The organism is Lysobacter tyrosinilyticus, assembly GCF_054779815.1.
Genome location: NZ_BAAGXN010000004.1, coordinates 89,409 through 108,322, shown reverse-complemented (window position 1 = coordinate 108,322; position 18,914 = coordinate 89,409). Strand labels below are relative to the sequence as shown.

Annotated in this window: 21 protein-coding genes; 5 read left to right on the top strand and 16 right to left on the bottom strand. The window is 65.5% G+C overall.

The features are described from left to right. The first annotated feature begins 147 nt into the window (after nucleotides 1-147). From ACYVGK_RS11210 to ACYVGK_RS11195, 4 genes are all read left to right on the top strand, one after another. Nucleotides 148-702 carry an RNA polymerase sigma factor gene (locus ACYVGK_RS11210; protein ID WP_460733692.1) on the top strand — a complete coding sequence of 185 codons (555 nt, stop codon included), beginning with the start codon at nucleotides 148-150 and terminating at the stop codon, nucleotides 700-702. Beyond that, nucleotides 699-1,739, top strand: coding sequence for a hypothetical protein (locus tag ACYVGK_RS11205; protein WP_460733690.1), 1,041 nt, complete (start codon nucleotides 699-701; stop codon nucleotides 1,737-1,739). Before ACYVGK_RS11210 ends, ACYVGK_RS11205 begins: the two co-directional genes overlap by 4 nt. After that, nucleotides 1,736-2,320: an IMPACT family protein gene (locus ACYVGK_RS11200; protein WP_460733688.1), complete on the top strand. Its 585-nt coding sequence runs from the start codon at nucleotides 1,736-1,738 to the stop codon at nucleotides 2,318-2,320. Before ACYVGK_RS11205 ends, ACYVGK_RS11200 begins: the two co-directional genes overlap by 4 nt. A gap of 130 nt (nucleotides 2,321-2,450) precedes the next feature. After that, entirely contained in the window at nucleotides 2,451-4,205 is a 1,755-nt protein-coding gene (locus ACYVGK_RS11195; protein ID WP_460733686.1) for an ABC transporter transmembrane domain-containing protein, read from the top strand. Nucleotides 4,206-4,232: 27 nt separating this feature from the next. On the opposite strand, the gene ACYVGK_RS11190 is transcribed toward ACYVGK_RS11195, so the two are convergent. From ACYVGK_RS11190 to ACYVGK_RS11135, 12 genes are all read right to left on the bottom strand, one after another. Then, a complete protein-coding gene (locus tag ACYVGK_RS11190) occupies nucleotides 4,233-5,870 on the bottom strand; it encodes an acyl-CoA dehydrogenase family protein (protein ID WP_460733684.1) in 1,638 nt (545 codons plus the stop codon). After that, nucleotides 5,842-6,024: a hypothetical protein gene (locus ACYVGK_RS11185; protein WP_460733682.1), complete on the bottom strand. Its 183-nt coding sequence runs from the start codon at nucleotides 6,022-6,024 to the stop codon at nucleotides 5,842-5,844. The genes ACYVGK_RS11190 and ACYVGK_RS11185 overlap by 29 nt, the downstream gene beginning before the upstream one ends. Nucleotides 6,025-6,051: 27 nt before the next feature. After that, on the bottom strand, nucleotides 6,052-7,281 hold the full coding sequence (locus ACYVGK_RS11180; RefSeq protein ID WP_460733680.1) for an FAD-dependent oxidoreductase: 1,230 nt from the start codon (nucleotides 7,279-7,281) through the stop codon (nucleotides 6,052-6,054). A 116-nt stretch (nucleotides 7,282-7,397) separates the two neighbouring features. Then, a complete protein-coding gene (locus ACYVGK_RS11175) occupies nucleotides 7,398-7,601 on the bottom strand; it encodes a cold-shock protein (protein WP_056133187.1) in 204 nt (67 codons plus the stop codon). Between the two features lie 101 nt (nucleotides 7,602-7,702). Then, a complete protein-coding gene (locus ACYVGK_RS11170; RefSeq protein WP_460733678.1) occupies nucleotides 7,703-8,455 on the bottom strand; it encodes an S-methyl-5'-thioinosine phosphorylase in 753 nt (250 codons plus the stop codon). Then, a complete protein-coding gene (locus ACYVGK_RS11165) occupies nucleotides 8,452-8,916 on the bottom strand; it encodes a hypothetical protein (protein ID WP_460733676.1) in 465 nt (154 codons plus the stop codon). The genes ACYVGK_RS11170 and ACYVGK_RS11165 overlap by 4 nt, the downstream gene beginning before the upstream one ends. A gap of 3 nt (nucleotides 8,917-8,919) precedes the next feature. After that, entirely contained in the window at nucleotides 8,920-9,486 is a 567-nt protein-coding gene (locus ACYVGK_RS11160; protein WP_460733674.1) for a hypoxanthine-guanine phosphoribosyltransferase, read from the bottom strand. After that, nucleotides 9,486-10,481, bottom strand: coding sequence for a beta-N-acetylhexosaminidase (gene nagZ, locus ACYVGK_RS11155; protein ID WP_460733672.1), 996 nt, complete (start codon nucleotides 10,479-10,481; stop codon nucleotides 9,486-9,488). Before nagZ ends, ACYVGK_RS11160 begins: the two co-directional genes overlap by 1 nt. Before the next feature lie 58 nt (nucleotides 10,482-10,539). Beyond that, nucleotides 10,540-11,055 (bottom strand): CYTH domain-containing protein, encoded by a 516-nt coding sequence (locus ACYVGK_RS11150; RefSeq protein ID WP_460733670.1) that lies wholly within the window; start codon nucleotides 11,053-11,055, stop codon nucleotides 10,540-10,542. Nucleotides 11,056-11,129: 74 nt separating this feature from the next. Next, nucleotides 11,130-12,473, bottom strand: coding sequence for a 23S rRNA (uracil(1939)-C(5))-methyltransferase RlmD (gene rlmD, locus ACYVGK_RS11145; RefSeq protein ID WP_460733668.1), 1,344 nt, complete (start codon nucleotides 12,471-12,473; stop codon nucleotides 11,130-11,132). 182 nt (nucleotides 12,474-12,655) lie between these two features. Further along, nucleotides 12,656-13,279 (bottom strand): DUF1318 domain-containing protein, encoded by a 624-nt coding sequence (locus ACYVGK_RS11140; protein WP_460733666.1) that lies wholly within the window; start codon nucleotides 13,277-13,279, stop codon nucleotides 12,656-12,658. A gap of 39 nt (nucleotides 13,280-13,318) precedes the next feature. Then, entirely contained in the window at nucleotides 13,319-15,340 is a 2,022-nt protein-coding gene (locus ACYVGK_RS11135; RefSeq protein ID WP_460733664.1) for a translocation/assembly module TamB domain-containing protein, read from the bottom strand. 30 nt (nucleotides 15,341-15,370) lie between these two features. On the opposite strand from ACYVGK_RS11135, the gene ACYVGK_RS11130 reads away from it, so the two are divergent. Continuing rightward, a complete protein-coding gene (locus ACYVGK_RS11130; RefSeq protein ID WP_460733662.1) occupies nucleotides 15,371-16,096 on the top strand; it encodes a response regulator in 726 nt (241 codons plus the stop codon). Nucleotides 16,097-16,126: 30 nt separating this feature from the next. Here the strand turns inward: ACYVGK_RS11130 and recO are convergent, their stop codons facing one another. The 4 genes from recO to ACYVGK_RS11110 form a co-directional block, all read right to left on the bottom strand. Beyond that, nucleotides 16,127-16,855 carry a DNA repair protein RecO gene (recO, locus tag ACYVGK_RS11125; RefSeq protein WP_460733660.1) on the bottom strand — a complete coding sequence of 243 codons (729 nt, stop codon included), beginning with the start codon at nucleotides 16,853-16,855 and terminating at the stop codon, nucleotides 16,127-16,129. Nucleotides 16,856-16,874: 19 nt separating this feature from the next. Further along, nucleotides 16,875-17,783 (bottom strand): GTPase Era, encoded by a 909-nt coding sequence (era, locus tag ACYVGK_RS11120; RefSeq protein WP_460733658.1) that lies wholly within the window; start codon nucleotides 17,781-17,783, stop codon nucleotides 16,875-16,877. A 68-nt stretch (nucleotides 17,784-17,851) separates the two neighbouring features. Then, nucleotides 17,852-18,505, bottom strand: a complete 654-nt coding sequence (gene rnc / locus ACYVGK_RS11115; RefSeq protein ID WP_460733656.1) for a ribonuclease III — start codon at nucleotides 18,503-18,505, stop codon at nucleotides 17,852-17,854. Continuing rightward, on the bottom strand, nucleotides 18,502-18,882 hold the full coding sequence (locus tag ACYVGK_RS11110) for a DUF4845 domain-containing protein (protein WP_460733654.1): 381 nt from the start codon (nucleotides 18,880-18,882) through the stop codon (nucleotides 18,502-18,504). The genes rnc and ACYVGK_RS11110 overlap by 4 nt, the downstream gene beginning before the upstream one ends. Between the last annotated feature and the right edge of the window lie 32 nt (nucleotides 18,883-18,914).

The following is an 18,914-nucleotide window of genomic DNA, read 5'->3' as shown; positions in this document are numbered from 1 at the left end:
GGTTGATGCATGGAGCTTGCCCTTGCACCATTTCTCGCCCCGCCTTGCCTCATTGCATCCGACGAGCGGCGCCCTCACCCCGTAGCCTCACATGCGGCCGTGGTCAACGGCTTCACGTCGCCAGCGCCAGCCCGTAACCTCCCCGCGATGAATCCGGGCGCGGACGCCAATGACGACCTGTTGATGCTGGCCTGGGTGGGCGGCGACGCAGCGGCGTTCGAAATCCTGTATGCGCGCCACCGCGGGCCGCTGTATCGCTTCCTGCTGCGCCAGCTGCGCAACCAGGCGCTGGCGGACGAGTTCTTCCAGGACGTATGGCAGCGGGTGATCGCGGCTCGTGCCGGCTGGAAACCGGAAGCCGCCTTCGCGACATGGCTCTTCCGGATCGCCCACAATCGTCTCAACGATCACTGGCGGGCGGCGAAGCACCGTCCGGCAGCACCGGAAGACGGCGACGAACGCGCGGCCCGGGTGCCAGACCCGAGCACGCCGGAGCGCGAACTTTCAGAGTTCGAACAACGTCGCCGCCTGCAGCTCGCGATGGAGGAGTTGCCGGAAGAACAGCGTGAGGTGCTGATCCTGCGCCTCGAACAGGAACTGAGCCTGGAGGAAATCGGCGAGATCACCGGCGTTGGCCGGGAAACCGTCAAATCGCGGCTTCGCTACGCCATGGAAAAGCTGCGCCAGAGATTGAACGAATGACCACCCGTCCCGACCACCACGAACCGCTGGACGCCGAGGAACGCGATCTCGCCGCGCGGCTGGGGCGTGTCGGTCCGTTTGACGGTCCGTCGCCCGCGTTGGATGCGAAGATCCTCGCCGCCGCGCATGCCGCGGCGGCCACGCGTGCGCCGAACCGGCGTCGCCACTTGGCCTGGCTGGGCGTTCCACCGGCCTTGGTCACGGGCGTCGGGGTTGCGGCCGCCGCGGTGCTGGCGTTGGGCCTGGTGTGGCAGATGCGCCCCCAGTACAGCGAAATCGCGGCGAGCAGTGACGCCAGCGGCGGCGAAGAGGAAGTGATCCTGATCGCCCCGATGGGCACCGCCAAGCCCCCTGCGAATCCGCCGCCGTTTCCAGAGTCGCCGATGGCTGCTGCGCCGGCCGAACGGGCCGCCGCTGCGGCACAAATGCAGGACAGCGCTCCGGCGGCGGCAAGCACCGAATCGGTAGCACGCGCTGCCGCGGAACCGGCGCCGGCCGCGCCTGCTCCGCCGCCGCCTGCGACTGAAGCCGGATTGCTCGCGGCCCAGGCCAGGGCCGAAGCTGTCGCGGAAGAAAAGAGTGCGACCGACGCGGCCGCCGTGCGCGCAAACAGTGGCTTCACCCCGGAACCGCCTGGGGCGGAAGCGCCGATGCGCAGGGACCATGCCACTTACACCACCGCCGCACGCGCCACGGCCGAGCGGCGCGCGCGCGCCAGCAAAAGCGCCCCGATGGCCGCAGCGGCACCCGCAGCGGCAGCCGCACCAGCCGCCGCGGCCGAATCCGATGCCACCACACTGGACCGGGTCGAAGTGACCGGTTCGCGGCTGCGCAACCAGCCAGTAGCCTGGGCGCAGGTACCGATCCGCGACGATGCGCAGCTGGCCGTCGACGAATGGTTGCAGCGGATCCGCGACCGCCGGGACGATGGCGATCTGGAGCACGCACGCGCCAGCCTGGTCCTGTTCCGTCGCGAGCATCCTCGCGTCCGCCTGCCTGCCGACCTGCGCGCGTTGCTGGCCGACGCGAAGCAATGAGCCACACCCTTGCCGCCCACGCGGCACACACGCTGGAGGTGAAGCACAGTCGCTTCATCGTCCACGCGGCGCCAGTCGCGTCTCCGGAAGCCGCCTTGGCTTTTCTCGCGGAAGTCTCGGACACGGCAGCCACCCATAATTGCTGGGCCTATCGCATCGGCGGGCAATATCGCTTCAGCGACGATGGCGAGCCGGCGGGGACCGCGGGTCGCCCGATCCTCGCCGCCATCGACGGCCAGGGCTACGATCAGGTTGTCGCGGTCGTGACACGCTGGTACGGCGGCATAAAGCTGGGAGCGGGCGGGCTGGTGCGGGCCTACGGCGGCGCGGCGGCGGAATGCCTGCGCGTGGCGCCGAAGCAAGCGCTGATCGCCTATGCCGAACTCACGATTACCTACCCCTTCGAGGCGACCGGATCGGTGCACTCAACGCTGGGATCGCTGGGCGCGGACAAGCTGGGCGAGGATTACCTGGCCGATGGCGTCTCCATGCGATTGCGGCTACCGGCCGATCGCGTTGACGCCTTGAAAATCCAGCTGCGGGACGCCACCCGGGATCGGGTGCGCTTCGGATCGGATTGAACATCACTGCCCGGTCACTGTCCCACCTCCTCAATTCCACGTCTGCTCGCGAGATACGAAACTCCGGCAGCGATCATGGTCATCCGCCAGTTGCAAGCGGCCAGCCATCCCCACTGGCAACAAGAACAACATGTCCGACCCGAAACCCAAAGCCCCCATCGGCAGCCTGCGTACCCTGTGGCCCTTCGTGCGCCGGCATCTGGGGCTGTTCATCGCATGGCTGGTCGCCCTCGCCTGTTCGAGCACGGCAACCCTGAGCTTTCCAGCCGCGGCGCGCGTGGTGATCGACCAGGGCTTCGCCACCGGTGGCGCGGCCATCGATCATGCTTTCCTGCTTCTGTTCGTAGCGGCGCTCGCGCTGGCGCTGTCGACAGCGGCGCGCTTCTTCTTCGTGTCCCTGCTGGGCGAGCGTGTCGTGGCAGATCTGCGCGAACGACTCTACACGCAGCTTCTCGGTCTCGACGCGGGATTCCATGATCGCAACCGCAGTGGCGAACTCGTTTCCCGCCTGACCGCCGACGCCGAACTGCTGCGCAGCGTTGTGGGTTCAACCATGTCGGTCGCATTACGCAGCGTGGTGACGGTGATCGGCTCGATCGTGATGCTGTTCGTCACGGCGCCCTATCTGGCGGCCTACGCGCTGATCGGCATTCCCCTCGCGGTATTGCCGATCGTGATCGGCGGCCGCCGGCTGCGCAAGATTTCGCGCGCCAGCCAGGATCGCATCGCCGACGCCAACGCACTCGCGGCCGAAACACTCGGTGCCGTACGCACGGTGCAGGCCCATGCACGCGAACCCTACGAACATGGGCGCTTCACTTCTGCCCTGCAAGCGGCCATCAATACCGCGCGCAAGCGCATCGGTGCGCAATCGATCGTCACGGCCGTTGCCATCACGATCGTGTTCGGTGCGATCACGCTGGTGCTGTGGTCGGGCGCCCACGATGTGGTCGCCCACCGCATGACCGCGGGCACATTGGGACAGTTCGTGCTGTACGCCCTGATCGGCGGCGGTTCGATCGGTGCCTTGGCCGAAGTCTGGAACGAGCTGCAGCGCGCGGCTGGCGGCATGGGTCGCATCAGCGAGCTGTTGAACGAAGCACCCGCCATCGTCGCACCGGCACAGCCGCATTCGCTGCCGGCACCGCTGCAAGGCGAGCTCGCTCTGGAACACGTCACGTTCCACTACCCACAACGCCCCGATCAGGCCGCGCTGGCCGACTTCAATCTGCGCGTACGACCGGGAGAGACGGTTGCGTTGGTCGGCCCCTCAGGCGCAGGCAAGAGCACGGTGTTCTCGCTGCTGCTGCGCTTCCACGATCCGGATGCAGGCACGGTGCGCGTCGACGGCACGGACATTCGCAAGCTCGATCCGGCCGAACTGCGCGAAGCCATCGCCCTTGTCCCGCAGCAACCCACCATCTTCGCCACCAGCGCGCGCGACAACATCCGCTATGGACGGCTCGAAGCCGATGCCGAGCAGATCGATGCCGCCGTTCGCAACGCGCACGCCGCTGACTTCATCCGTGCCCTGCCGCAGGGCTTGGACACCGAACTGGGCGAACGCGGCGCGCGCCTGTCCGGCGGTCAGCAGCAGCGGATCGTCATCGCTCGCGCGCTGCTGAAGGACGCTCCGATCCTGTTGCTGGACGAAGCCACCAGCGCACTCGACGCGCAGAGCGAACGCGCGGTGCAACAGGCGTTGGAAACGCTGATGGAAGGCCGCACCACCCTGGTTATCGCGCATCGCCTGGCCACCGTGCTGAAGGCCGATCGCATCGTGGTGATGGACCACGGCCGCGTGATCGCCGAAGGCACGCATGAGCAATTGCTGGCTCAGGGCGGTCTGTACGCGGAACTGGCGAAGCTCCAGTTCCTCGATTGAGGTCCTTGGCGCCGGGCGAGTCCGGCGCTACTCCGGCAAGGCGCGTTCGATGAGCGCGGTGAAATCGATGTCGGCGGACAGTGTTCCAAACACCAGCCCGCGCTCGCCGGCCAGACGCGATCGGCAAAAGGCCTCCGCGGCCGGACTTCCCGCTCGCAGCAACACGCTCGCCTGCAAGGCGAGCGCCATGCGTTCGACCAGGCCGCGCGCACTGGCTTCCAGCACACCACTCGCATTACTCAGCTGCCGAAGCAGCGCGTCCGCTTCGCGATCAAGCGCGACATCGAGACCGGCAGCGGCGGCAAGCTCAGCCCGCAATGCTTCCAACGTTTCCGGCTCGCGCGAGAGCGCACGCAGTACATCTAGGCACTGGATATTGCCGCTGCCTTCCCAGATCGAATTCAGCGGCGCCTGGCGGTACAGGCGCGGCAGCAGGGATTCCTCGACGTAACCCGCACCGCCCAGGCATTCCTGGGCCTCGTTGACGAAGGCCGGCGCGCGTTTGCAGATGAAGAACTTTCCGATCGCGGTAGCACCCCGGGCGAAAGCCGCCTCGCGCGCGTCTGCAGATGCGCGATCCACGGCACCGGCCACGCGTATGGACAACGCAAGCGAGGCTTCGGACTCCAGCGCGAGATCGGCCAGCACGTTGCGCATCAGCGCGTGTTCGACCAGCGTCTTGCCGAACGCGCGGCGATGCCGCGTGTGATGCAGAGCCTGTGCCAGCGCCATACGCATTAGGGCGGAGGAACCCAGCATGCAGTCCAGCCTCGTGAGCATCACCATCTCGATGATGGTCGCGACCCCGCGACCTTCGTCGCCGATCCGATAGGCCCAGGCGTCGTCGAATTCGACTTCCGAAGAAGCGTTCGACCAGTCGCCGAGCTTGTCCTTCAGGCGCATCAGGCGGAACGCGTTCTTGCTCCCATCCGGACGCCAACGCGGCATCAGGAAGCAACTGAGTCCTCCGGGCGCCTGCGCCAGCACAAGGAAGCCGTCCGACATCGGCGCGGAGAAGAACCACTTGTGCCCGACCAGGGTGTATTCGTTGGAGGCGGTCAGAGGCGTGGCGCGCGTGGTGTTGGAGCGGACATCGCTGCCACCCTGCTTCTCGGTCATGCCCATGCCGAGGGTGACGCCCTGCTTGCTGCCGATGGGAGCGTCCCGCGGGTCGTAGTGCGGCGCAGTGGACTTGTCCGCCCATTCCTTCAGCGCCGGTTCGCGGCGCAGCACCGGCGCCGCGGCATGCGTCATCGTCAAAGGACAGCTGCTGCCCGGCTCGGCCTGGCCATGCAGATAGCTCAGCGCCGCACGTGCCACGTGGCTGCCAGGCCCCGTGTCGCTCCACGACAGGCTGGCGACGCCATGCCCGATCGCAGCGCCCATTACTGCGTGGTAATTGGGATGGAACTCGACTACATCGAGGCGATGGCCGAAGCGATCGTGGGTGCGCAGTCGTGGGCGGTCCCGATGCGCATCGAAACTCAACCCATACAAGTCGCTGCCCGCGATGGCACCGTACGCCGCCAGGCGGTCTGTGAACCGCGCTGCCTGCTCACGCGCAATCGCTTCACGCAGGACGACGTCGTCGTCCCAGAGGTTTCGCGGCGCGAATTCGGGCGGCTGGTTTTCGACCTCATGGGTCTGAAACGGAGACGGATTCATCATCGAGTTCCGCTGGCGTGGCATCCATGTCGTCACGGGTGATATTGCGCCCTTCCCGCCCGGCACGATATAGCGCCAGGTCGGCGCGGCGCACCCAGTCGCCCTCGCTGGCACGCGCCTGGAACGCGGCGGCGATTTCGTGTTCACAACGCATCGCAGTTCGATGTCGATTTGGAGTGAATTACGTCATGCGCTTTTCTGCAAGGAGCGCCATGAAGTCATGATCCATGGGCAACACGCCCAACCAGCCGCGCCGCGTTCCAGTGAGCACACGCAACACGTGGCGGCGGCCCACGGGCATGCGGGTGAGCGGATGGAACAGGTAATCGCGCATCGTCGCCAGGCTATCGCGCTCGGACTGGAACAGCGGCGTCAGCCACCGACTCCAGAAGTGATAGATGCCGACGTGCGCGCGACGCGCACGTTCGTACTGGGCGAACGCAGCCGCGAGCTCGTCGTGTGCTCGCAGCGCATCACGCAGGGCCATTGCATCGATCAGTGCCATGTTCGCGCCCTGTCCGAGCTGCGGACTCATCGCATGGGCTGAATCGCCGAGCAGCACGGCGCAGCCGCGATGCCAGCGACGATGCATGGTGTCGCGATAGCGCGCCTTCGCCAGGCCGTGTGGCACCTGGATATCGCACAACGTCTCCGCAGCCTGAGGCCAGACTTCCGCGACATCGGCACGCCATTGCGCTTCATCACATGCTTCATGCAGCGCAGACACCGGCACGCTCCAGAAGAAGCTCATACGCGGCGTGTCGTCGCCCGGCCGCGTGCCGACGGGCAACATCCCGGCCATGCGTCGCGCGCCGACGTAGCGCTGACGCAATTCGTCGGCGAAGGGCCACTCGTGACGCGGCACCAGGCACCACTGTGCGCCCCATGGATAGGGGCGATCGAGCACGGCTTCGCCCACACTACCGCGCAGTCCGGAAGCCGCACCGTCGGCGATCACCAGCAGGTCGAAGCTTCCGTGCTCGATGCCATCCGCATCACGCAGCACACCGCGTTCGGTATCGATATTGACGATGCGCCGTCCACAGTGGACGTGTCGCCCTTCCTGCCACGCGTCATCCAGCAGCGTGAACAATGCGCCGCGTTGCATGCCCAGCCCGAACAGGCGCCGGTCGAGGTCGCGATAACGCATGTCCATCACCGCCCGACCGGCGTGCGTCTCGCCAAACAGGCGGCCGATGCGCGCGCCGTGCGCGAGCGTGGCTTCCAGCAGCCCCAGTTCCCACAGCACAGCCATGCCCGTGGGTTGCAGCAGGAAACCCGCGCCGACCGGTCCCAGCACTGGTGCCTGCTCGAACACCTCGACTTCGTGGCCGTCGCGCGCCAGCAGCAGCGCGGCGGTCTGACCGCCCGTGCCGTAGCCCACGATGCCGACACGCAGCTTTCGCTTCATTGCCCGCGATATCCCAGATCTCAGACGCAAACCGCAAAAGAAAAAGGCCCCGCAAAAGCGGGGCCTGGAAAGTCGAACTCATCGAGCCGTATCGGCTCAAGTCACCGCCGCCCAAATCAGACCGGCGCGACTTCGGACGCTTGTGCGCCCTTCGGGCCCTGGGTCAGCTGGTAGCTGACGCGCTGGCCTTCCTGCAGGCTACGGAAGCCCTTAGCGTTGATCGCGGAGAAGTGCACGAAAACATCCGCGCTGCCGTCTTCGGGCGAGATAAAGCCAAATCCTTTGGCGTCGTTGAACCACTTCACGGTACCGTACTGCATGTCCTTGTTGACCTCTGCTGGATGCGTTGACGAGCGCCGGCCCTGGCGGCGCACCGCGAGTATGCCAACTTGCTGAACGAACGCAAACCCGGCCTGCGATCTCAGGCAGCCAGGAGAGCGCGTAGCAGACCCGGCAGACCCGCCGATGCGGCGGCGACGTTATCCAGCACGTCCTGCAGAGTGATGATTTCGTCCTGATCCGGCCCCGCACCCGCCGCCCAGTTGGCGACGATGGCAAGACAGGCATAGTCGAGACCCATTTCGCGCGCGAGCCCCGCTTCGGGCATGCCGGTCATGCCGACCAGGTCGCAGCCGTCACGGCGCATGCGCACGATCTCTGCTCGGGTTTCCAGGCGTGGCCCTTGCGTGGCGCCATAGCAACCACCATCGACGAGCGCGACACCGGCCTTTGCCGCCGCCGCAATCACGCCCTGACGCAACCCCCGCGTATACGGCTCGCCGAAGTCGACGTGCAGCACATCAGTGCCTTCTTCCTCGCAGATCGTGGAGATCCGACCCCACGTGTAGTCGATCAGCTGATCGGGACAGGCAAGGACGCGGGGACCAAAGCGCTGGGTAATGCCGCCCACAGTGTTGAGCGCTAGCACGCGCTGCGCGCCCAGCGCCTTCAGCGCGGCGAGATTGGCGCGATAGTTGACCTTGTGCGGCGGCAGGGAATGCCCCTCGCCATGCCGCGCGAGGAAGGCGACGCGATGGCCGTCCAGCGTTCCCACACGAACTGGCCCGGAGAGCGCTCCGTAGTGCGTCACCGGCTGGTGCGTCTCCTCGTCCTGCAATTCGGCCAGTTTGTACAGGCCGGTGCCACCGATGATGGCGAGGTCGATGGTGCTCACGGCGTGTTCTCCACAGTGGTGTCGGCGAGGGATGCCGCAACGAGGCGGCGATGCGATCCGGTTGTGAAGGCTCGCCCTGCTGCGACTAGTGCAAGCCAGGCGGCGGCGCCAACCAGGGTTGCCCAGATGTCCTGGAGATCGAAGGTGCGGTTCGGGCGATACACCTGCACGAACTCCCAGGCAAGCAGGGAACCCGTGGTGATCAGCAACGCCCAGGCATGCACGGAAGTCTCACGCCACAGACTCGACCAGCTGTAGGCGGAATCCGCATCGACACCGCGCTTCAGCAGGAGCAGCACGAACAGACCCGGCAGCGTCGCGGCAGCCACGAGGTTCGGGGCATACCCCAGGAAGTCATCAGTCGCGCCATGTTCCCGCAGATCCTTGATCCGGATGATCGCGAGCTGGCCCAGGACCATGGCGACGGTCATCCAACCACCGATGCTCCTGCGAGTGCTCACCGATCAGTCCTTGAGCGCATAGATGGCCGGCAAGCCGCGACCTTGTTCGTGGTAATCCATGCCGTAGCCGTAGACGTAGCGATCGGGCACTTCGACGCCCAGGTAGTCCGCGGCCAGGCCGGCCACGCAACGGTCGTGGATCTTCACTGCGAGAGCGGCGATGCGTACTTCGGCCGCCCCCTGCTCGTGGCACCACTCGCGGATCGCGGCCAATGTGTGCCCTTCGTCGACGATGTCGTCGACCAGCAGCACGCGGCGCCCCTGCAGCGACGTCGCCGGACGATGCTTCCAGGCTAGTTCGCCGCCGGAAGTCGCACCGCGGTAGCGGGTGGCGTGCAGATAGTCGAATTCGAGATCCTGGCCAAGCGCGCCCAGTTCCAGCGAAAGCTGTCCGGCAAACGGCAGGCCGCCGTGCATCACGGTGAGATAGACCGGCACGCTGCCGACGTAGTCCTCGCGGATGCGGGCGGCCATGCGCACGATCGCCGCTTCGAGCGTCAAGCGGTCGTGGATGAGGTCGCTGTTGGCCAGCGCGGTCTGCAGGTCGTGGTCGTCGTGGTGGTGAGTCATCAGGCCAGTCCTTCCTGGCGATTACGGGCCGCGCCGTAACGGGCGTCGGCGATCAATCCATCCCAACCCATCGCGCCGCGGCCAATCAGGCCGGTGAGCGCCATGGTGTTGAGCTTGCGGTTCTGGATGGCTGCGAGCGAATCGTCGACCAGTTCCGGATGGCAGACCAGCACCACATCGCAGCCCGCATCGAGATGGGCATTGACGCGCTTGCCGACGCCACCAGCCGCGTTGGCTGCAGCCATGCCGATGTCGTCGCTGAAAACGACACCGTGGAATCCGAGTTCACCGCGCAGGATCTCCTCGATCCAGCGTTTCGAGTACCCCGCCGGTTCGGGCGACACGGCCGGATAGACCACATGCGCCATCATCACCGCGTCGGCCTTGGCGTCGATGCCGGCGATGAAGGGCACCAGGTCCAGCGCACGGATTTCCTCGAGCGGACGCGGATCGATGGCGGTGTCGTAGTGCGTGTCTTCCAGCACCGAACCGTGACCCGGGAAATGCTTAAGCGTCGCGGCCATGCCGGCAGCATGCATCCCGCGCACATAGGCCCGCGTGAACTCGGCGACGACTTCAGGATCTTCCGAAAATGCGCGATTGCCGATGGCGCGATTGCCGCGGCCGAGATCGACGACAGGCGCGAAGCTGAGATCGACGCCGCTCGCGCGGACCTCGCTAGCCATCAGCCATGCATGTTCCTCGGCCATTGCCAGCGCGGCCGCTGCACTCTCCCCGTGCAGGCGGCCGAAATGTTCCAACGGCGGTAGTGCGCTAAAACCCTCGCGGAAGCGCTGCACCCGCCCGCCTTCCTGATCCACGCACACGAGCTGCGGGCGCGGGGCAGCCTCGCGGATCGACTGCGACAGCTCGCTCACCTGCGCCTTGGACGCGAAGTTGCGCGCGAACAGGATCACGCCGGCGCAGGCATCGTGCCGCAGCCAGTCGCGTTCCTGCGTGGTGAGTTCTTTGCCAGCAACGCCAATAAGCAACATGTCAGAACTCCGAGAAGCAACAGAGGCGGGTTGAGGGTCGCCTGCCGCGATCAACAACTCAATCCACAGTACCCGCCCGCTCCGCCTCGTTCCATTGCGAGTACGGCCGCGTGGCCAGCGCCAGATTGTAGTAGCGCTTGCTGTCGGTCACTTCACGCCCGATCCAGCCGGGCTTATCGAACGCCGCATCCGCCGCAGGCAACTCGATCTCGGCCACCACCAGGCCAGCGTTATCACCGAGGAATTCGTCCACTTCCCACACGTATCCGTCGAAATCGACGTAGTGGCGGCGCTTGTCGACAAGACCACCCACGCTTAATGCGAGCAGCGCGCGCGCATCCTCGACTGGAATCGCATAGTCGAACTCCTGACGGGTGTGTCCCAGTTCGCGCGACTTGAGGTTGAGGTAAGCCTCATCTCCCTGAATGCGCACGCGTACCGAGGTTTTCATCGCCCCCGTATCCATGGCGGCCAGGTCGTTGAGGTAGCCCTGCGCCATCGGCACGGCCTTGCGTGCGGCGGTGCGCCAGCCGTCGCTGGTTACGAGGAATTTGCGTTCGATTTCGATAGGCATGGTAGTTGTTCAAAAAGCTCGTTGTTTGACTTCAACACGCGCTGCGGCGCGCTTGAATCCGTCGCACGCCTGCCTCAATCGTGGCGCGGTTCAAACATCGCGATGGATTCGACGTGCGCCGTGTGAGGGAACATGTCCATCACACCCGCCGCACGCAGCTTCCAACCCTTCTCATTCACCAGATAACCGGCATCACGCGCCAACGAGCCCGGATGGCAACTGACGTAGACGATGCGCTTGAACTGCTTGAGCTTGAGCTGGGTCAGCACGAAGTCCGCGCCGGAACGCGGTGGATCCAGCAGCAGGCGGTCGAAGCCTTCGCGCATCCAGGTGTGGTCGCTGAGGTCCTTGCCCAGGTCGGCCGCATGGAATTCGGCGTTGGTGATGGCGTTGTGCGCCGCGTTTTCACGCGCGCGCCTCACCAGTCCGGCCTCGCCTTCGACACCGACGACTTCACGTACGCGTCGCGCCAGCGGCAGGGTGAAATTGCCCAGTCCGCAGAACAGATCGAGCACTCGGTCTTCCGGTTGCGGATCGAGCAGGTCCAGCGCCGACTGGATCATCTTGCCATTGAGGCCCGCGTTGACCTGGATGAAGTCGAGCGGGCGGAACACGAATTCGATGTTCCACTGCGGCAGCTTGAACGCGAGCTTCGGATCGGAAGGCCACAGCGGGTGCACGCTGTCGACGCCGCCTGGCTGCAGGAAAATGGCGAAGCGGTGCTGCTGGCCGAACGCGACGAGTGCGGCCTGATCGGACTCCGACAGCGGCGCGAGATGACGAACGGTCAGCGCGATTCCGCTGAAGTCGTCAGCAGGGTCGCCTGCGATGAATTCGATCTGCGGGATGTCGCGACGCGCCTGCATGCTGTCGACCAGTGCGGCGAGCGCAGACACCTTGGTTCCGATTTCCGGAATCACGGTGTGGCATTCGGACAGATCGGCGACAAAGCGCGGGTCCTGTTCGCGAAAACCCACCAGGGTCTTGTCCTTCTTCTCAACGCGGCGCACGGAGAAGCGGCCCTTGCGGCGATAGCCCCAGGCGGCGTCGGTAAGCGGCGGCAGGACGCGTTCGGGTGTGACGTGGCCGATGCGTTCCAGGTTCTCCAGCAGCACGCGCTGCTTGGACAGGATCTGCTTGCTTTCGTCGAGGTGCTGCAGGGCGCAGCCACCGCAGGTGCCGAAATGCGGGCAACGCGCGGGCACACGCTCTTCGGACGCGCGCAGGACCTCCAGGGTCGTCGCTTCGTCGAAGTGGCGCGAACGCGAAGTCTGCTTCGCCATGACGCGCTCACCGGGCAGTGCACCGGCAACGAAGGTGACCTTGCCTCCTTCCCCGTCACGCCGGGCCACGCCGCGGCCGTCATGGCTCAAGCCGGTGATGTCTACTTCAAAGGGGGTCTGATCGATGCGGGCCACGGAAGAATTCGGTACGACTAGGGCCGCATATTGTCGCAGACTGCCGCCCCTCGACCCACCTAAAGCACCGGTCAAATGATGCCGCGGCGGCGGCTGAGAACGTCTGGCAACGGGCTTTGGACTCCAAAAAGAAAAGCCCGCCGAAGCGGGCCTCTCTCGAGAATTGCCGGGCTCAATAGGCCTTACTTCTGCTTCCAGGCCCCACCGCTCTGATACCACCACCCAGCCCGTGCACTGGCGACCCATTGCCTCGCGAACACATCGCGGATCTGCGCTTCCCATTCCGGATGACCGTTGGCGACCGCAACTTCGCGATACACGGCCTTGCGGTCGCGATTGTCGTCGGCCACGGCCTGATTCACCGCAACGCGGTCCTTCAGCGCAAGCTTCGCAGCATCGCGCACGACGACGGTGCCGTCATCGGCGAAACCCAGCGCGCCGGCATCGAACCCCGCGCGCAGCTGCGCATCGAAGCGCTCGGCCATGCGCGCCTGGATCGCCTGGATGGCGGGCGTCTTGATCGTGATGTCGGGCTGCGACTGCGCGTAGGCGGTGCCAATGCCAACCAGGCTGAGCAGATCAACACGAGCGAGCAGACTGCGTTCGACTGGATGCGACTCGAACGCCATGCCACCGCCGTCCGACGGCTTCACATTCACGTCCTTGCCCTTGGCTTCGTCGCCGATGACCTTCTCGACAAATTCCTTCGCCGCTTCCTTTGCCTCGGCGGCGGGGAAGTACACATTGATCGTCACGCAGGCCGTGAGCAGCACGGCGGCGAACGGAATTCCCATCAGGCGGCGCATATCGGTTTTCTCCAGAAATGAAATGTCAGTTGCTCGAAATCATTCGACGACCGGCTTGACGTCGCCCTTGCCGATAGCCCCCAGCCGCTCCACCAGCGTCGGCCAATCGACCTGGCGGTTGTACCCGACCACGTTCAGCCGCGGTACGCCGGAACCTTCCACGATAATAAATCCCCGCCCGGCTGAACCCAGTCCGTCCATGGCACAGACGTCGTCGGCGAGCCGGCAGGAAATGCCGATCCGCGAATAGCCGAAATCGTCAAAGAAGCCGATGAGCTTCGATTGCAGGCTGCCAGCGAACGACGCGTCGCCCACGCTCGACAGGTCCTGGACCGCGCGCTGGCTGATGCGCTGCTTCACGCCCCGCTTGCGTTGGGTGCGCAGGGTGGCGTCAAACGCCACGGGCTGCCAGTCGACGGTTCGCAGGCCGTTGATGCTGCCGTCCAGACGTCCGGTGATGCTGCCGAAGCCGAACACCCCGGTCAGCGCCTCGAGGTCAAGGTCATCCAGCGCCACATCCGCCGACAAAGTCGGGGCCACGCCGAACGGACGTTCCATCGACAACGAGGACATGCTCACCTCGCCATCGAACACCTGCATGCGCAGGCCGCCATCGAAATCAAGCCGGTCGGCCGCGTAATGCGCCAAGGGGATGCTGCCGCTCAATTCTCCGGCAAACGCCGGCCACTCCAGCGCCTTCGCCAGTTGCGCGACATCCAGCTTGTCCAACGTCATGCCGAAGCGGACGTCCAGACCTTGCCCGTCCGCAGGCGGCCGCAACTGAAGATGATCGAAGCGCAGCTGCCCGCCCAACATGGGTACGACCACCGCCTCGCGGAAACGCAGCTCCCCTGCATTGCTGATAAAGGGCAACTGCGCGGCGCCGAAGGCCAGGCCATACAACTGGCCGCCCTGCCAACGCAGATTGGATTGCTTGGACGCACCAGATGAAAACGTCACCGTTCCATCCAGTCGATCGAATCCGAACCGCTGTCCAGGATCGTCGATCGTCACTTCGTGCACGGCCGCATCGACATCACGCAATGCGCCAGCGACGATGGTCATCTGAGCGTCAGCAGCGCCCCGCAATTGCAGCTGGGACAGGCCGGCAATGCCCATCCAGCCACTGAGGTAGGCATCCCGTAGCGGCGTCAGATCCGGGGCATGCAGTTGTAGCTCGAGCGCATCCACGTCTCCCTGGAGAGTCAGCGCCGCGCTGCCCTGGGCTTCCAATACACCACGGTCATGCCACCGGATGCCCGGGAAGCGCCAGCCCTGCCCATCGTCCTGATAGGCCTCCATGCGCACGTCGACATGGCGCTGCTGCAACGAAACATAGGCGTTGCCGAACAGCAGTTCACCTCCGAGCACCTGCCCCTCCAGCCTGGCGGTATCGCGCTGGGCGAACGACAGGTCCAGCGCCAGCCTGGCGCCGAGGTTCTCGGCAGCGATAGTGCCATCGGGGGTATCGAACGCCGCGCCGGTGAGCTGCAGCGGGCCGGCGACGCGAAGCGGCTGCGTGGGCGGTGCATTGATGACGAGCCTGGCGTCGAGAGTGCCCTTGGTGATGCGACCCTCGGCCCAGGCATTCGCCAGCAAAGCCTGCGTCCACGCCAGGGGAACGCGGGCGAGATCGATGTCGGTGAGATCGGGTGTCGCTGCATTGCGGCGCACTGACAACGCACTATTGGCACGGGTCAGCCGCACATCGGTGGTCGCGACACCCAGATCCAAGGCAAGTCGAAATGGCGCGCCCGCTCCGCTGCGCAGCGGCCCCTCGCAACGCCAGCCGCCCCGACCGTCACGCTGCAATGGACATTGCCAGTCCAGGTTGCGGAAGCGATAACCGAGATCGGGTGCTTCCACGCGACCCGCGCGCAGCCGCAGTTCGCCTTGCGCCGCCGCCTCGGGCCAATCCAGTCGAATGCTTACGTCCTGCAACGTCGCCACGGGCGTCGTCACCTTGGCGATACGCGCCTGCAGCGACCGTGCATGCGCCGGCCCCGCCGCCAGAGCAGCGAGCCACACCATGCATATCAGGCGTACCATCCCGGCCGACATCCGGGAAGGATACCGATCGGAGGGCAAGACATGACGTCCGCGTTGCCTCGTGTGCTGCTGGTCGAAGACGATCCCGTCAGTCGGGCATTTCTCAGCGCAGCGATCCATGCACTGCCCGCGGCGGTGGACGCCGCCGACAGCATGGCTGCCGCACTGGCGCTGGCCGCGACCAACCGCTACGACGCATGGCTCTTCGATGCGAACCTGCCCGATGGCAGCGGGGTCGAGCTGCTCGAACGCCTGCGCGTTCGCGATGCCTCGACACCCGCGCTGGCGCACACGGCGGCGTCCGATGTCGAAATCGGGGAATCGTTGCGAGGGGCGGGTTTCGTCCAGGTGCTGGTGAAGCCGCTTCCCGCGCGAGCCGTACAGAAGGCGTTGTGTCAGACCCTGGGCATAACCGCAGCTGGAATGACGTTACCGGTGATGGTGACGAACGACCCGCTTCCACATTGGGACGATGAAGCGGCCACGCGGGCCCTGAACGGCAACCCCGAACACATCGCGGCATTGCGCAAACTCTTCCTGACCGAGTTGCCGGGCGTCGTGGAACGCGTGCGCAATGCCTTCGACAACGAGGACTACCAGGGCTTGCATGGCGAGCTGCACCGTCTGCGCGCCAGCTGCGGTTTCGTAGGCGCCGCCCGGTTGCAACAGGCCGTGCAGTCGCTCGGCGCAGACGATCGTTCGCCGGAAGCGCTGCAGGATTTCACGGTCGAGGCGAACGCATTGACTGGATCAGACGAAGCACCATAGACAGCGTTTGAATCCGATCAGGCGCGCCGCTCAGTCGCCGGACGAAACGCGCGCCAATTCACCCAGCATCTCCCAGGATTTCAGTCCGCGCGGCCCGAGATGAAAAGCGAGCACGCCGCGTATCGGCAGGCGCAGGCTGGCCAGGTCCTCGTCCGCAGGCAACGAGTCGGCCGCAAGTGCGAGGAGGCCGCGACCGGTCGCCGCGCTACGGCGGTCCCCGTGGCCGCGATCGAGCAGAAGCCGGCGCGGCCCGTATTCGGGGTCCAGGCGATAGCGAGCGGCGGCATCGATCGGTGTGCCATCGCCCTCGACTGTCCAGTCGAAGCCGAAGCCCAGCGCATCCAGCAAGTCACGCTCGTAACGCCGCAGCGTCCACGCCAGCGGAGCCTCTCCCAGCCGCAGGCGCGTCGCGCGATAGGCTTCGAACAACTCCGGTTGCGGATCGCCGCGCGGCGCCAATCGCAGCGTGAGTTCATTGAGGTAGAAGCCGGCGAGCATTGCGTCACCGAGCAATCGCGGCGCAGCGTCGAGCGCTTCGGCCGTAGCCAGTGTCGCCAGCTCGCCACGCTGCACCGCGTCGAAACGGATGTACTGAAGTGGTTGCAACGCGGCGCGTAGCAAATGCCGCTTGGGCCCATGCACGCCGCGCGCAACCAGGCCCAACCGCCCGTGTTCGGCGCTCAGCACTTCCACCAGCAGGCTGCTCTCGCGCCAGGGGCGCGTGTGCAGGACGAAGGCGGGCTCAGCGGAGAACCGCATCGATCAACGCGTTTTGCAGTCAGTCGTTGTAGCCGAAGGCGCGCAGTGCCGCCTCGTCGTCCGACCAGCCTTCGCGCACGCGCACCCAGGTTTCGAGGAAGACCTTGGCGCCGAACAGGCGTTCCATCTGCAGGCGCGACTTGGTGCCGATCTCGCGCAGGCGCTCGCCGCCCTTGCCGATCACGATCAGCTTCTGGCCTTCGCGCTCGACCCAGATCACCGCGCCGATACGCAGCAGCACGCCCTTGGGCGAAGGTTCTTCGACGAAACGCTCGACCTCCACCGTGGTTGCGTACGGCAGTTCCTCGCCGAGCTGGCGCATGAGCTGCTCGCGGACGAGCTCGCCGGCCAGGAAGCGCTGGCTCTTGTCGGTGATTTCGTCCTCACCGTAGAGCGCGGGCTGCTCGGGCAACTGGGCAAGCACGGTCTTCACCAATGCCTCCAGGCCGCTGCGCTTGAGCGCGGAGATCGGATGCACGCCGGCAAAGTCGCGCCCTTCGCTGACCTTGGCCAGGTATGGCAGCAGCGCGGTCTTGTCGGTGATGCGGTCGACCTGGTTGACCACCAGGATCACGGGAAGGCCCGCACCGCGCAGTGCATCGTAGGCCAGGGTGTCCTCGTCGTCCCACTGCCCGGCACGCACGACCAGCAGCGCGGTATCCACGCCTTCCAGCGCGCCGCGGGCGGCGCGGTTCATCAGGCGGTTCATCGCTCGCTTCTGCTCGCGATGGATGCCGGGGGTGTCGACCAGCAACAGCTGGCCTTCGGGGAAGGTGGCGATGCCCAGCAGGCGATGGCGCGTGGTCTGCGGGCGCGGGGACACGATGCTGACCTTGGCGCCTACCAGCGCGTTGACCAGGGTGGATTTGCCGACATTGGGACGGCCGATGACGGCAACGTGGCCGGCGCGATACATGGGGTCTGTCATATCCGGAATTGTCCGCCGCGAGCCCGCCAAGGGCAAACCGAGGCGAGACGTTCGAGGGCGTTCAGAAATTAGGCGACGCCGAGGCTCTGGAGCGCGGCTTCGGCCGCGGCCTGCTCGGCGGCACGCCGGGAATTGCCCTGCCCCTCGGTCACCAGCTGCTGCAGCGTGCAAGTGACGTGGAAGGTCTTGGCGTGGTCGTCGCCGCTCTCGGAAACGAGGGCGTAGATGGGCAGCGGTTTCTGCTTGCCCTGAAGCCATTCCTGCAGGCGCGTCTTTGCATCCTTGCCTACCTTGTGCGGCGGAGGGAGTGCTTCCATTGCTGGCGTGAACCAGGGCAGGACCGCCGAGCGGCAGGTTTCGAAGTCGGCATCCAGGTAGATCGCGGCGACCAGCGCTTCGAGCGCATCGGCCAGGATGGAATCGCGGCGATGACCGCCCGACTTCATTTCGCCGGGCCCCAGGATCAGCTTGGCACCAAGGTCCAGCTGCCTCGCGATGGGGGCCAGCGCGGATTCGCGCACCAGTTCGGCCCGGGCGCGGGTAAGCGCGCCTTCGTCGGCATGCGGCCAGTAGTGGTAGAGCGCCTCGGCGACGATCAGGTTGACCAGTGCGTCGCCGAGGAATTCGAGGCGCTCGTTATGCGGAGCGCCTGCGCTGCGGTGAGTCAGGGCTTGGGTAAGGAACTCCTGACGCTTGAAACGATGACTGATGGCGATACTCAATTGTCGCCTGCGTTGCGCTTCAGCTCTTTCTCTGCGTGAAAGTTGCCGACCACATCCAGGTTGGCGATCAGCGGGCGACGCACTTCGTAGTTGACCGTCATCTGCCAGCCAGTTTCCCTGCGCTGGAACTTGACGTTTTCGGGCTTCACGTTTTCCGAATAGTTCACGTCCATGCGGCGGAAAAACAGACTCCTGATATGTTCCGAATCCATACTCGCCACGCCGGGCTCATTGGCCAAGCCATTGAGGGATTGCTTCACGGAGTAAAACTCCGAATACATGGGAATGACCTTCATGCCCATGTAGGCGAACACGCCCACGACCCCTAGCACCAAGATGAACCCAATCAGGCTCATGCCACGCTGAGTACGCTTCATTCGAACTCTCCCCAGTTATCGAAAAACCGCGT

Excerpts from the sequence above, each read along its gene's own strand:
- ACYVGK_RS11135 (WP_460733664.1), bottom strand. The coding sequence starts at position 15,340 with ATGTCGGCCGGGATGGTACGCCTGATATGCATGGTGTGGCTCGCTGCT.
- ACYVGK_RS11180 (WP_460733680.1), bottom strand. The coding sequence starts at position 7,281 with ATGAAGCGAAAGCTGCGTGTCGGCATCGTGGGCTACGGCACGGGCGGT.
- ACYVGK_RS11175 (WP_056133187.1), bottom strand. The coding sequence starts at position 7,601 with ATGCAGTACGGTACCGTGAAGTGGTTCAACGACGCCAAAGGATTTGGC.
- ACYVGK_RS11190 (WP_460733684.1), bottom strand. The coding sequence starts at position 5,870 with ATGAATCCGTCTCCGTTTCAGACCCATGAGGTCGAAAACCAGCCGCCC.
- nagZ (WP_460733672.1), bottom strand. The coding sequence starts at position 10,481 with ATGTTGCTTATTGGCGTTGCTGGCAAAGAACTCACCACGCAGGAACGC.
- ACYVGK_RS11140 (WP_460733666.1), bottom strand. The coding sequence starts at position 13,279 with ATGCGCCGCCTGATGGGAATTCCGTTCGCCGCCGTGCTGCTCACGGCC.
- ACYVGK_RS11150 (WP_460733670.1), bottom strand. The coding sequence starts at position 11,055 with ATGCCTATCGAAATCGAACGCAAATTCCTCGTAACCAGCGACGGCTGG.
- recO (WP_460733660.1), bottom strand. The coding sequence starts at position 16,855 with ATGCGGTTCTCCGCTGAGCCCGCCTTCGTCCTGCACACGCGCCCCTGG.
- ACYVGK_RS11210 (WP_460733692.1), top strand. The coding sequence starts at position 148 with ATGAATCCGGGCGCGGACGCCAATGACGACCTGTTGATGCTGGCCTGG.
- ACYVGK_RS11205 (WP_460733690.1), top strand. The coding sequence starts at position 699 with ATGACCACCCGTCCCGACCACCACGAACCGCTGGACGCCGAGGAACGC.
- ACYVGK_RS11130 (WP_460733662.1), top strand. The coding sequence starts at position 15,371 with ATGACGTCCGCGTTGCCTCGTGTGCTGCTGGTCGAAGACGATCCCGTC.
- ACYVGK_RS11195 (WP_460733686.1), top strand. The coding sequence starts at position 2,451 with ATGTCCGACCCGAAACCCAAAGCCCCCATCGGCAGCCTGCGTACCCTG.
- ACYVGK_RS11185 (WP_460733682.1), bottom strand. The coding sequence starts at position 6,024 with ATGCGTTGTGAACACGAAATCGCCGCCGCGTTCCAGGCGCGTGCCAGC.
- era (WP_460733658.1), bottom strand. The coding sequence starts at position 17,783 with ATGACAGACCCCATGTATCGCGCCGGCCACGTTGCCGTCATCGGCCGT.
- ACYVGK_RS11110 (WP_460733654.1), bottom strand. The coding sequence starts at position 18,882 with ATGAAGCGTACTCAGCGTGGCATGAGCCTGATTGGGTTCATCTTGGTG.
- ACYVGK_RS11200 (WP_460733688.1), top strand. The coding sequence starts at position 1,736 with ATGAGCCACACCCTTGCCGCCCACGCGGCACACACGCTGGAGGTGAAG.
- ACYVGK_RS11160 (WP_460733674.1), bottom strand. The coding sequence starts at position 9,486 with ATGACTCACCACCACGACGACCACGACCTGCAGACCGCGCTGGCCAAC.